The sequence below is a fragment of the Streptococcus sp. SM3 genome, assembly GCF_027497875.1.
Genome location: NZ_JAJNSA010000003.1, coordinates 25,617 through 38,531 on the forward strand (window position 1 = coordinate 25,617; position 12,915 = coordinate 38,531).

General features: G+C 35.5%; 9 protein-coding genes and 1 pseudogene. 9 read left to right on the forward strand and 1 reads right to left on the reverse strand.

Annotated elements, in window-relative coordinates:
- The 7 genes from PAN06_RS01035 to PAN06_RS01065 all read left to right on the forward strand — a co-directional run bounded on the left by PAN06_RS01035 (position 1) and on the right by PAN06_RS01065 (position 10,044).
- Positions 1-987, forward strand: coding sequence for a glycosyltransferase (locus PAN06_RS01035; RefSeq protein WP_004259747.1), 987 nt, complete (start codon positions 1-3; stop codon positions 985-987).
- A gap of 15 nt (positions 988-1,002) precedes the next feature.
- Entirely contained in the window at positions 1,003-2,472 is a 1,470-nt protein-coding gene (locus tag PAN06_RS01040) for an O-antigen polysaccharide polymerase Wzy family protein (RefSeq protein ID WP_004259743.1), read from the forward strand.
- On the forward strand, positions 2,465-3,499 hold the full coding sequence (locus PAN06_RS01045) for a hypothetical protein (protein WP_004259739.1): 1,035 nt from the start codon (positions 2,465-2,467) through the stop codon (positions 3,497-3,499). The genes PAN06_RS01040 and PAN06_RS01045 overlap by 8 nt, the downstream gene beginning before the upstream one ends.
- Before the next feature lie 521 nt (positions 3,500-4,020).
- Positions 4,021-5,508, forward strand: a complete 1,488-nt coding sequence (tacF, locus tag PAN06_RS01050; protein ID WP_125458550.1) for a type IV teichoic acid flippase TacF — start codon at positions 4,021-4,023, stop codon at positions 5,506-5,508.
- 9 nt (positions 5,509-5,517) lie between these two features.
- Entirely contained in the window at positions 5,518-6,321 is an 804-nt protein-coding gene (locus PAN06_RS01055; RefSeq protein WP_004259727.1) for a phosphorylcholine transferase LicD, read from the forward strand.
- Position 6,322: 1 nt separating this feature from the next.
- Entirely contained in the window at positions 6,323-7,138 is an 816-nt protein-coding gene (locus PAN06_RS01060; RefSeq protein WP_004259723.1) for a phosphorylcholine transferase LicD, read from the forward strand.
- 137 nt (positions 7,139-7,275) lie between these two features.
- Positions 7,276-10,044: an MBL fold metallo-hydrolase gene (locus PAN06_RS01065; RefSeq protein WP_269795340.1), complete on the forward strand. Its 2,769-nt coding sequence runs from the start codon at positions 7,276-7,278 to the stop codon at positions 10,042-10,044.
- A 182-nt stretch (positions 10,045-10,226) separates the two neighbouring features.
- On the opposite strand, the pseudogene PAN06_RS01070 reads toward PAN06_RS01065, so the two are convergent.
- A pseudogene (locus PAN06_RS01070) lies at positions 10,227-10,531 on the reverse strand (helix-turn-helix domain-containing protein); the annotation flags it as partial.
- A 207-nt stretch (positions 10,532-10,738) separates the two neighbouring features.
- Here PAN06_RS01070 and mecA point away from each other — a divergent pair.
- Positions 10,739-11,476 carry an adaptor protein MecA gene (gene mecA, locus PAN06_RS01075; RefSeq protein ID WP_269795341.1) on the forward strand — a complete coding sequence of 246 codons (738 nt, stop codon included), beginning with the start codon at positions 10,739-10,741 and terminating at the stop codon, positions 11,474-11,476.
- A 151-nt stretch (positions 11,477-11,627) separates the two neighbouring features.
- Positions 11,628-12,914, forward strand: a complete 1,287-nt coding sequence (locus tag PAN06_RS01080; RefSeq protein ID WP_269795342.1) for a homoserine dehydrogenase — start codon at positions 11,628-11,630, stop codon at positions 12,912-12,914.
- The last annotated feature ends 1 nt before the right edge of the window (position 12,915 follow it).

Sequence of the window (12,915 nt, forward strand, 5' to 3'; positions counted from 1 at the left end):
ATGGAAACTGCATTAATTAGTGTCATTGTGCCAGTCTATAATGTGGCACAGTACCTAGAAAAATCGATAGCTTCCATTCAGAAGCAGACATATCAAAATCTGGAAATCATTCTGGTTGATGACGGTTCAACGGATGATAGTGGAGTCATTGCCGATAGATTTTCTTTAGTTGATAATCGTATAAAAGTATACCACAGGAATAATGAAGGGCAATCGCAAGCACGAAATTATGGTCAGAGTCGTGCCAAAGGTAAATATTTAATTTTTATTGACTCAGATGATTATATCCATCCAGAAATGATTCAGAGTTTATATGAGCAATTAATTCAAGAAGATGCGGATGTTTCTAGCTGTGGTGTCATGAATGTCTATGCTAATGATGAGAGACCACAGTCAGCCAATCAGAATGACTATTTTGTCTGTGATTCTAAAGTATTTTTGAAAGAATATCTCATAGGTGAAAAAATACCGGGTAGTATCTGTAACAAGTTAATAAAAACTGATATTGCTAGACAGTTATCTTTTCCGAAAGGATTGATTTATGAAGATGCATATTATCATTTTGATTTAATAAAGTTGGCTAAAAAATATGTGGTTAATACGAAACCCTATTATTATTATTTTCATAGAGGGGCAAGTTCTACAACAAAATCTTTTTCCGAGAAAGACCTTACTTGTATAGATGTATATCAATTGTTCTATGACTATGTAATTTCATGTTATCCAGAATTAAAAACTGAAGCGTTTTTTAGACTATCTCATGCTTATTTTGTTGTTTTTGATAAAATGTTGTTGGATCACCAATATAAACAGTTTGAAGCCTTTTCCAAAATTCACTGTTTCTTAAAAGGCCATGCCTTTGCTATTTTTAGGAATCCAATTTTCCGCAAGGGAAGAAGAATTAGTGCTTTGGCTCTATTCATAAATATTTCCTTATACCGATTCTTATTACTGAAAAATATTGAAAAATCTAAAAAATTACATTAGAACGGGGGTGAGTAAATGATTGATGGAAAACGATTATTATTTAGTTTGACCATAGTCAGTTATGCCTTGACGCTAGTAAGTGGAATTGTGTATCTATTTAATAATAACAATGTTAGCTTGCTTTCTACTTTATTGTTCCTACTGGTTAGTAGCTCAATTGCTTGTTGGAATGATATCAAGTATTACTTAATCCATTTTATTTTCTTTTTAACTATTTTTGTATTTCTAGTATCAAGGCCGACCATTGATTACTTTAGGGATGGTGCTTTAGATACCTATCATCCCATAGCATATCGTTTTGCCTTTATAGTCGTCATGGTTTCGATATTGGGATTGACCACAGGGGGGCTCCTAGCTCGCTATTTTATAGCTAGAAAGAAAATACAAGTACCGACAATAGGAAGTTCTCTAAAAGAGGTTTACATCAAGCGGTTGCGCTTTGTATCGCTAGGAGTTTTTCTTCTAACCTATCCATTCTATCTACTTCGGTTATTTGAACGGCTCTTGTATCGCTCGCAGACGTCCTACTATGCCTACTATGCAAATTTCGAAAGTAAACTGCCTTATTTTACCTATATCTTATCAACATTTACAGTCTATGCAATGTGTATGTATTTGGCAACTAAGCCAAAGAAATTGCAGGCAACAGCAGTGCTTGTCTCCTTTATTGCAGCCAATACCATTCATTTGGCAATCGGGACACGCAATCCCTTTATTTTAAGTATTCTATTTGCTTTTGTTTATTACTTTATGCGGGAGCAAACAGAAAAGGGAAAATGGATTGGATTTAAAGAAAAGTTAGCGATTTTTGTAGGTTCTCCTATTCTCATGTTAGCGATGGGAATACTCAATTATGTACGGGATAATGTCCAGGTTTCCCATACAGGTTTCTGGGATATCCTGCTTGACTTTATCTATAAACAAGGAACCAGTTTTGGTGTTTTGGCTCGAGGCTTTCTATTTAACAGTAGCCTCCCTTACCGAGATTTACGCAATTTTACTTTTGGTCCTGTTATTGATTATTTTGCAAGGGGAAGTTTAGGGGCCATTTTCGGAGGAAAAGCCTTTGAACATACAACCAACAGTGTGGAATTGGCTATTGATAGTAATAGTTATGCCCACAATCTATCCTATCTTGTCTTGAACAAGGAATACTTGAAAGGACATGGTATCGGAAGTAGCTATATTATGGAGTTGTATACCGACTATGGTATGATAGGAGTCTTTCTACTTAGTCTCTTGCTAGGTATGTTATTCATAGCCATGCTGCAAGTAGCCTATCGTTCAAGAACAATCCTATTTGCCTTGTCCCTACTCATCTTGAATAATCTATTCTTTATGCCAAGAAGTAGCTTTTCAGAAAGTTTCTTCAATTTATTTACAATGCAATTCTGGGGAATTGTTCTTGTGATTATATTCGTAGCGAAAATGCTTACAAAAGAAAACCAGTATCTACTACACAAAGGAGAAAAAAATCATGTTTGAACATTATTCAGTAGCTGATTTGTTTGCAAATCTATACAAAAAACGAAAAGCAAATATTCTAGCTCTCATCGCTTTATTTGCTATCATTGCTGTACCATTTACAATTAAAGCAGTTAAGAATAAAAATACTGTCAAAGACACAACAAGTTATTCAACTTATATCAGCTATAAAATTACACCTCCGGAAGATTCAGCCAAAACGATTTTGAATCATCAAATTGGTGGGTATAGTGATTTTTATGGGAAATTAATTGAAGGGAATTTAAATGGAGCTTATCTTTTCAATGATGTAGAACCGAGTAAGTTGAAAAAAATTGCCAGTGAATTGGATACGACAGAGTCAACCTTGAAAAATTCTACAAGCGACTATTGGTGGAAAAAATTGACCGTCTATTCTATGATTGACGATGCAGGGGTTAGTGTGAAAATTTTGACACCAAGTAAAGACGCCAATGACTTGTTAGAGAAAAAGATTGATGCACTGGTTGATAAATTTAAAAATACTTATGTAAACGTGAAAATTGAAAAATTGGAAACCATCAACTCTAAAGAATTGAACGCAAACGGTGAGACAGCGCTTGGATTAAATGTCAAGAATCTGATTCTTCGTTTAGCTGTTATTGGAGTAGCTTGTGTGATTTTGGTTGTGATGGGAAATGTATTGATTTATCTATTTAATCCAACAATCAATAGAGCAGGTGATTTTTCTCAGTATCAAATTGATTTTGTAACAGAGATTACAACAATTGCTAATCTAGCAGATATTCTATCATACAAAAATTCTGGACAAGAATTGACTATTGTTAGCACAAATAAAGCTATTCTAGATAAATTAAAACAAAATCAAGAGACTTTGAAAGGAATGCATTTTGTAGATTTACAAGATGTACCATCTCTTTTAGAAAGAGATGCAGTCCTTCTTATTGAAGAATATGGAGTGACTCGTTATAAGAAATTTGAACAAAGTCTTCAAATTCTTCGAAACTTAAATCGCTCTATCCTCGGTGTAGCAACCTTTAAATTATAAGCATCCTGATACATCGTGTCTCTAAAGTTGGCGAAGAGTCGATTTTGAGGCTCCATAATATTTGTAGTGGGTACCTTCCCTATAGATATTATGGAGTCTATTTTGTTGTCTTGTTAGAAGATGGTAGTCACTGAGAGTCCTCTAGTAAAGAATATCAACAAATCCGTTAGATTCTCAATTCAAAGATTACTTAAAAGTTAATTGAAAAGACTTCTATGAAAGATATAAATCATAAACTTTCAATCTTATTATAATTATCGAACTGTAACTAAATAATTAAGACTTAATAATTTTTGTATTTTCAATCCCAATTGGAGTTCTTTGCTTTTTTAACGATATATTTGTCCTTAGTTAAAGTTCGATAAATTTTATTTGAAATCCTCAAAAAGTTAGTTTTTAATCTTAAACTTTTGAGGATTTGATTTCCTAAAAATTTTTTAAAATAATTAAAGACTAGTTGTTGAAAACAAAAGAGTTATTTTAACTAACTTTATGATATAATGAAAAACGAGGTAAATTGAATGAAAAGTATAAAATTAAATGCTCTATCCTACATGGGAATTCGTGTCTTGAATATTATTTTTCCCATCTTAACTGGTACCTACGTCGCGCGTGTCTTGGACCGAACTGACTATGGTTACTTCAATTCAGTCGACACAATTTTGTCATTTTTCTTACCCTTTGCAACTTATGGGGTCTATAACTACGGTTTACGGGCCATTAGTAATGTCAAGGATAACAAAAAAGATCTGAATAGAACCTTCTCTAGTCTTTTTTATTTGTGCATAGCTTGTACGATTTTGACCACCGCTGTCTATATCCTAGTCTATCCTCTCTTCTTTACAGATAATCCAATCGTCAAAAAGGTTTACCTTATTATGGGAATTCAACTCATTGCCCAGATTTTTTCAATCGAGTGGGTCAATGAAGCTCTGGAAAATTACAGTTTTCTCTTTTACAAAACTGCCTTCATCCGTATCCTGATGCTAGTCTCTATTTTCCTGTTTGTCAAAAATGACCACGATATTGTTGTCTACACACTCGTGATGAGTTTATCGACGCTGATTAACTATCTGATTAGTTATTTTTGGATTAAAAGAGACATTAAACTTGTTAAGATTCACATAAGTGATTTTAAACCGCTCTTTCTCCCTCTAACAGCCATGTTGGTCTTTGCCAATGCAAATATGCTCTTCACCTTTTTAGATCGTCTCTTCCTCGTTAAAACAGGGATTGATGTCAATGTTAGTTACTATACCATTGCTCAACGAATTGTTACCGTTATAGCTGGTGTTGTAACAGGAGCTATCGGAGTGAGTGTGCCTCGTCTCAGTTACTATCTAGGAAAAGGCGATAAGGAAGCCTATGTCGCACTTGTAAACAGAGGAAGTCGAATCTTTAACTTCTTTATCATTCCACTGAGTTTTGGACTCATGGTTTTAGGACCAAATGCCATCCTACTTTACGGTAGTGAAAAATATATCGGAGGTGGTATCTTAACCTCTCTCTTCGCTTTTCGTACGATTATCCTGGCTTTAGATACCATTCTTGGTTCCCAAATTCTCTTTACAAATGGCTATGAAAAACGTATCACAGTCTATACAGTCTTTGCAGGATTACTCAATTTGGGCTTAAATAGTCTCCTCTTTTTCAACCATATCGTGGCTCCTGAATACTACTTACTGACAACTATGCTATCAGAGGCCTCTCTACTTGTTTTCTATTTCATTTTCATCCATAGAAAACAACTTATTCACTTGGGACATATCTTTAGCTATACTGTTCGATACTCGATCTTTTCACTTTCCTTTGTAGGAATTTATTTCCTGATTAATTTCTTGTATCCTGTGGATATGGTCATTAATATGCCATTTTTAATTAATACTGGTTTAATTGTCTTGCTATCAGCCATCTCTTATATTGGTCTACTTGTCTTCACAAAAGATAGCATTTTCTATGAATTTTTAAACCATGCCCTAGCCTTAAAAAATAAATTCAAAAGATCATAGGAGTTTAGAATGAAACAACTAACCATTGAAGATGCCAAACAAATTGAATTAGAAATTTTGGATTATATTGATACTCTCTGTAAAAAGCACAATATCAACTATATTATTAACTACGGGACTCTGATTGGGGCAGTTCGTCATCAAGGCTTTATTCCTTGGGACGACGATATTGATCTGTCCATGCCTCGAGAAGACTACCAACGATTTATAAACATTTTTCAAAAGGAAAAAAGCAAATATAATCTCCTTTCCTTAGAAACTGATAAGAACTACTTTAACAACTTTATCAAAATAATAGACAGTACGACTAAAATTATTGATACTCGGAATACAAAAACCTATGAGTCAGGTGTTTTTATCGACATTTTCCCTATGGATCGCTTTGATGACCCTAAGGTCATTGATATTTGTTATAAGCTGGAAAGCTTCAAACTTCTATCTTTCAGTAAACACAAAAATATTGTCTATAAGGATAGCCTTTTAAAAGATTGTATACGAACAGCCTTCTGGTTTCTCCTTAGACCGGTTTCTCCTCGTTATTTCGCACATAAAATCGAGAAAGAAATTCAAAAATATAGTCGTGATAATGGGCAGTATATGGCTTTTATCCCTTCTAAATTTAAGGAAAAAGAAGTCTTTCCAAGTGCTACCTTTGATAAAACAATTGATTTACCCTTTGAAAATTTAAGCCTTCCAGCACCTGAAAAATTTGATACTATTTTGACACAATTTTATGGAGATTATATGACCCTACCACCAGAAGAAAAACGCTTCTACAGTCATGAATTTCACGCTTATAAATTGGAGGATTAGGATGCAGTATTTAGAAAAAGAAGAAATTAAAGAAATTCAACTAGCCCTGCTAGACTATATTGATGAAACTTGTAAGAAACATGATATTCCTTATTTTCTAAGTTATGGAACCATGCTTGGAGCTATCCGCCACAAAGGTATGATTCCATGGGATGATGATATTGATATTTCTCTCTATCGTGAAGATTATGAGCGTTTACTGAAGATTATTGAGGAAGAAGATCATCCTCGCTATAAGGTTCTTTCTTATGACACCTCTTCTTGGTACTTCCATAATTTTGCATCGATTTTAGATACTTCTACCGTTATCGAAGACCATGTTAAGTACAAGCGTCATGACACCAGTCTCTTTATCGATGTCTTTCCAATTGATCGCTTTACAGACTTGAGCATTGTCGATAAGAGTTATAAGTATGTAGCCCTTCGTCAACTAGCCTATATCAAAAAATCACGCGCAGTTCACGGTGATAGCAAATTAAAAGATTTTCTAAGATTATGTAGCTGGTACGCCCTACGATTTGTCAATCCGAGATACTTCTATAAGAAAATAGATAAGTTAGTTAAGAATAGTGTTGTAGAACAGCCGAAATATGAGGGAATGGTTGGAGTTGATAAAGAGGGAATGAAGGGTGTTTTCCAAATAAATACTTTCAAAGAGTTAATCTTAACAGAGTTTGAGGGAAGAATGTTACCAATTCCTAAAAATTATGATGTCTTTTTAACCCAGATGTATGGGGATTATATGACACCACCATCAAAGGAAATGCAAGAATGGTATAGTCATAGTATTAAAGCTTATCGCAAGATAGAGAAGTAGCACAGGCTTATAAGAGAGCGAATCTTTTGGTTGTTTATTTTGGAAAATCAGGACAGTGCAATTCATATACAAAGCTTGATATGAAAATGGGTTAAAATTATGTTTTATAGAAATGATAAAGGAAAGTGTGACATACAATGAAGAATCTAAAGAAAAGAAAATTAATATTATTTATCTTTCTCATATGCACTTTAGTTATAGCTACCAAATTATCATCAGTCGATGCGGATACCATTTCCGCAGGGGATGGTAATCGAATCCATTTTATTAATTTAAAATCTAAGTCAGGGAGTGATGCTATTCTATTAGAAAGCAGAGGACACTTTGCTTTAATTGATATGGGTGAGGATTATGATTTCCCAGATGGAAGTAACCCACGTTATCCAGATAGGTGGGGAATAACCATGGACAATGACCAAGTTTTAGAGGATCGATTGTTCCGTCATTTGAAACAAGTTGGTGTTGAAAAGCTAGATTTTATCTTGGGTACTCATGTCCACAGTGATCATATTGGTTCTGCTGATGAAGTACTAAAACATTATCCTGTTGATAGATTTTATCTAAAAAGATACGCTGATGAACGTATTACAACAAAATGGAGGTTGTGGGACAATCTTTATAATTACGATAATGCTGTAAAGACTGCTACTGAACGTGGTGTAAAATTAATACAAGATATCTCAGATAAAGATAGTCATTTTACTTTAGGTGACATGGATATTCAGCTGTATAACTATAAAAATGAGTATGATAGCAACGGAAATCTAAAAAGGGTATTTGATGACAATTCTAACTCAATTGTAGCAGTTGTGAAAGTAGCAGGTAAGAGAATCTATCTTGGTGGAGACTTGGATAATGCTGAGGGAGCAGAAGATAAGTTAGGTCCTGTAATTGGTAAAGTAGACATGATGAAATGGAATCATCACTATGATGCTAACATTTCTAATACAGTTAACTTTATTAATAATTTATTACCAAGTATTGTTGTTCAGACAAGTGGATCAGATATTAATCGTGAATCTACTAGGACTCTACTACGAGAAAAGAATATAAAAATAGTAAAAGCTTTTAGTCATACAAAAGATGCGACTGTTTTTGATATAGATGAAGAAGGGTTTACTGATGTTTCGAAAGTTTTCCCCGATATACCGACGGTTAGAGAAAAATGGTATAAAGAAGAAGGTTACTGGAAATATCGCTTGTTCGATGGAGAAATGACGATTGGTTGGCGAAAAATAGACGGTGTTTATTATTTCTTTAATGGACAAGGACAAATGCAAGCTGGAAAATGGTTGCATTTGAAAGATTCTAGAGAAAAGCTTGATGGAAATTGGTATTACCTAAACAACAATGGAGGCATGCAAGAAGCCGGTTGGTTTAAGAAAGACGGTTTTTGGTACTATATTACCTCTACAGGGGCTCGGAAATATAATGAATTAGTGGAGATTTTTGGACAAAAATATTTATTTGATAAAGAAGGAAAAATGTTAACAGGATTGCACGAGTTTAACGGCAAAAAAATGTTCTTTGCTACTAATGGTGCCCTTCAATCTAATGGGAAACCTTCTAGTTGGAAAAAAGTGTTAGGAAAATGGTATTATTACGATGAGAATGGAGTCCCTTCACTTAGTAAAAAAATTATAAATGGAACAACTTATTTCTTTAATCAAGAAGGTGTGATGCAGACTGGCTGGGTTTCTGTTAATGGAAAATGGAACTATTATACAGAATCTGGAGCAATGAAAACTGGCTGGATTAAAGATAAAGATATATGGTATTATTTAGACAAAGATGGTATCATGTTAACCGGAAATCAAGAAATTAGTGGAATTCGTTACTATCTAAACACAAGTGGAGCGATGCAAACTGGTTGGAAATTAATGGATAAGAACTGGTATTACTATTCAAGTTCTGGTGCGATGAAGATTGGCTGGGTTAAGGATAATGAAAAATGGTACTATTTGGACAAAGAAGGTATCATGCAGACTGGTGCCCATACGATTAGTGGATTGCGTTATTTTTTGAGTACAAGTGGAGCCATGCAGACTGGTTGGCAGAAACTTGAGGAGAACTGGTATTTTTATTCTGATTCAGGAATTGGTCAAACAGGTTGGCTAAAAGATCATGATAAGTGGTATTATCTTGAATCTAAGGAAGGTACTATGTTGGTTGGTCTTAATCAAGTAGATGGTAAACATTATTACTTTAGTGCGTCTGGAGCCATGCAGACTGGCTGGAAATGGTTTGATAATCATTACCGTTACTTTGAATCAAATGGAGCCATGAAAACTGGTTGGATAAAAGACAAAGGCGTCTGGTATTATCTAAATCCTGAAGATGGCACTACGTTGGTTGGCCTCAATCAAGTAGATGGCAAGCAATATTACTTTAGTGCGTCTGGAGCCATGCAGACTGGCTGGAAATGGTTTGATAATCATTACCGTTACTTTGAATTAAATGGAGCCATGAAAACTGGTTGGCTAAAAGATAAAGGCGTCTGGTATTATCTAAATCCTGAAGATGGCATTATGTTGGTTGGCCTTCATAAAGTCAATGGTAATCAATATTACTTTGAAGAATCAGGAGCTATGCAAACAGGTTGGAAACAGGTTGATGGTAATTGGTACTATTTCCAAGCTGATGGTTCTTTATTGAAGAATGCAACAACACCTGATGGTTATAAAGTTAATGAAGAAGGTGTATGGAAACAAGTAGTTACTGTTGATAAGAAGCCAAATCAATCTAGAAACAAACAGGAAACGTCTACTTTGACTGATAAATCAGAAAATATGAATAAGGAAGATAAACAAGAAAAACAAAAAGAAATGAACTCTTCTAATTCAGAAAAACAAAAAGAGGACTCAATTGTAGATCCAAGTATTTCCAACAAGAAATCAAAGGAATAATGAGAAAATCCCCTGCTAGTAGAATAGTCTATTAGCAGGGGATTCTTTAGATTTTTATAAGATTCGTAATCTTTCTTACCGAGATAGTAGCCGAGACGTGGAATACTGACGTTGATAGCTCCACTCAGGACACTGGCAATCAACATGACGATGCTGGAAGCAATAGTGTAATAAGAAATGTAGTTTTCATCAATAGTTTGTTCGTACTGTTTTTGAGCTTGTTTAGCTAGGTATAAAATCTTCTTATAGCCACAATTCTGTCTTCTTTTAGGGTAACCGTTACAGATAAAGGGAGCTTTGTCGAGTAGAGGACAAGGAAGGTTATCGCATGTAGACTCTCGGACTGTCTGTTTCGTTTGACTTCTTTGGAAACAGTAGTTTTGTCTTTTAGAATGGATTGTCAGATAGCTTTGAAGGTTTCCCCGCGCTCTAAGCTTAATTGGATATCGTTACGGTCTGAAAGGGTAAGATGTTTATATTTTGTCATAGTGAGCCTTATTTCTAACTCAAACGTCTCACACTGAATTCCACCATAAAAATCTGTTTTAGACTAATTTCCACTTCGGTCAGGCAAGTGGAAGTTACTTTGAGAAGTTACCCTAGGGAAAATCTATCCCGACAGAGGAGCCTTCTTTTGATAAAATCGTAAAAATCTAGTATAATAGATAGAACTGAAAGTATGAGGTTACTAGCAATGAAAATGAAACAAATCAGTGATACAACTTTAAAAATCACGATGTCTTTAGAAGATTTGATGGATCGAGGCATGGAGATTGCTGACTTTCTCGTTCCTCAAGAAAAAACAGAAGAGTTCTTTTATGCTATCTTGGATGAGTTAGAGATGCCTGATAGCTTTCTAGATACAGGTATGTTGAGCTTCCGTGTGACTCCAAAACCTGATAAGGTAGATGTCTTTGTAACCAAATCAAAGATTGACCAAAATCTAGATTTTGAAGACTTATCGGATTTGCCAGACATGGAAGAATTTGCTCAAATGTCGCCAGATGAATTTATCAAAACCTTGGAAAAAAGTATCGCAGACAAAACAAAGGATGATATCGAAGCCATTCAATCTCTAGAGCAAGTCGAAGCCAAGGAAGAAGAGCAGGAGCAGGCTGAACAAGAAGCTGAGAGCAAGAAAGAACCTTACATCTACTACATCCTTTCTTTTGCTAAGTTGGCTGACTTGGTTGCTTTTGCTAAGACAGTGACTTTTGAGATGGAAACTTCTGAACTCTACAAGATGAATGAACGCTATTATTTGACCATTTTAGTGGATATTGAAAATCATCCAAGTCCATATCCAGCTTGGCTGTTGGCCCGTATGCGCGAGTTTGCAGACGATAGTGACATCAGTCGTTCAGTCTTGCAAGAGTATGGTCAAGTCTTGATGAATCACGATGCTGTGCTAAATCTGCAAAAGATTGGATAATCCTTTCTGGAAAGCTTTTTCTAGATTTTAAGAAGAGCGAATCGTTTGATTCGTTTTTTCTTTTCTAGATTGAAATAGTGATTTACTATAATAGGAATTTTCATAAAATTCTGTTATAATGGCTATATTAGAAAATTTCGAGGAGACAAACATGGCAGTTAAAATTGCTTTACTTGGATTTGGTACCGTTGCAAGTGGTGTGCCTTTCCTCCTAAAGGAAAATGGAGAAAAAATCAATCAATCAGCACATTCAGAGATTGAAGTTGCTAAGGTATTGGTTAAGGACGAAGATGAAAAGAACCGCTTGCTTGCAGCAGGGAATGACTTTAACTTTGTAACTAATGTGGATGATATTTTATCAGACCAAGACATTACGATTGTAGTGGAATTGATGGGGCGTATCGAACCAGCTAAAACATTTATCACTCGTGCCTTGGAGGCTGGAAAACACGTTGTTACTGCTAACAAGGACCTTTTGGCTGTCCATGGTGCGGAATTGTTAGAAATCGCTAAAGCTAATAAGGTAGCACTTTACTATGAAGCAGCAGTAGCTGGTGGGATTCCAATTCTTCGTACCTTGGCAAATTCCTTGGCTTCTGATAAAATCACGCGCGTGCTTGGAGTAGTCAACGGAACTTCTAACTTCATGATGACCAAGATGGTAGAAGAAGGCTGGTCTTACGATGATGCTCTTGCGGAAGCACAAAGACTTGGATTTGCAGAAAGTGACCCGACAAATGATGTAGATGGGATTGATGCAGCCTACAAGATGGTGATTTTGAGCCAATTTGCCTTTGGTATGAAGGTTGCCTTTGACGACGTAGCCCACAAGGGAATTCGGAACATCACACCAGAAGACGTAGCTGTAGCCCAAGAACTTGGCTATGTAGTGAAATTGGTTGGCTCTATCGAGGAAACTCCTTCAGGAATTGCTGCAGAAGTAACTCCAACCTTCCTTCCTAAAGCGCATCCACTTGCCAGTGTGAATGGAGTAATGAACGCTGTCTTTGTAGAATCTATCGGTATCGGTGAGTCTATGTACTACGGACCAGGTGCGGGTCAAAAACCAACTGCAACAAGTGTTGTAGCAGATATTGTCCGTATCGTTCGTCGCTTGAATGATGGTACCATTGGCAAAGACTTCAACGAATACAGTCGTGACTTGGTTTTGGCAAATCCAGAAGATGTCAAAGCAAACTACTACTTCTCAATCTTGGCTCCAGACTCAAAAGGTCAGGTCTTGAAATTGGCTGAAATCTTTAATGCTCAAGATATTTCCTTCAAGCAAATTCTCCAAGATGGCAAAGAAGGTGATAAGGCGCGTGTTGTAATCATCACACACAAGATTAATAAAGCCCAGCTTGAAAATGTCTCAGCTGAATTGAAGAAGGTTTCAGAATTCGACCTCTTGAATACCTTCAAGGTGCTAGGAGAATAAG

Bases quoted from the DNA above. Each gene is read 5' to 3' on its own strand.
- PAN06_RS01035 (WP_004259747.1), top strand. From the start codon at position 1: ATGGAAACTGCATTAATTAGTGTCATTGTGCCAGTCTATAATGTGGCA.
- PAN06_RS01040 (WP_004259743.1), top strand. From the start codon at position 1,003: ATGATTGATGGAAAACGATTATTATTTAGTTTGACCATAGTCAGTTAT.
- PAN06_RS01045 (WP_004259739.1), top strand. From the start codon at position 2,465: ATGTTTGAACATTATTCAGTAGCTGATTTGTTTGCAAATCTATACAAA.
- tacF (WP_125458550.1), top strand. From the start codon at position 4,021: ATGAAAAGTATAAAATTAAATGCTCTATCCTACATGGGAATTCGTGTC.
- PAN06_RS01055 (WP_004259727.1), top strand. From the start codon at position 5,518: ATGAAACAACTAACCATTGAAGATGCCAAACAAATTGAATTAGAAATT.
- PAN06_RS01060 (WP_004259723.1), top strand. From the start codon at position 6,323: ATGCAGTATTTAGAAAAAGAAGAAATTAAAGAAATTCAACTAGCCCTG.
- PAN06_RS01065 (WP_269795340.1), top strand. From the start codon at position 7,276: ATGAAGAATCTAAAGAAAAGAAAATTAATATTATTTATCTTTCTCATA.
- mecA (WP_269795341.1), top strand. From the start codon at position 10,739: ATGAAAATGAAACAAATCAGTGATACAACTTTAAAAATCACGATGTCT.
- PAN06_RS01080 (WP_269795342.1), top strand. From the start codon at position 11,628: ATGGCAGTTAAAATTGCTTTACTTGGATTTGGTACCGTTGCAAGTGGT.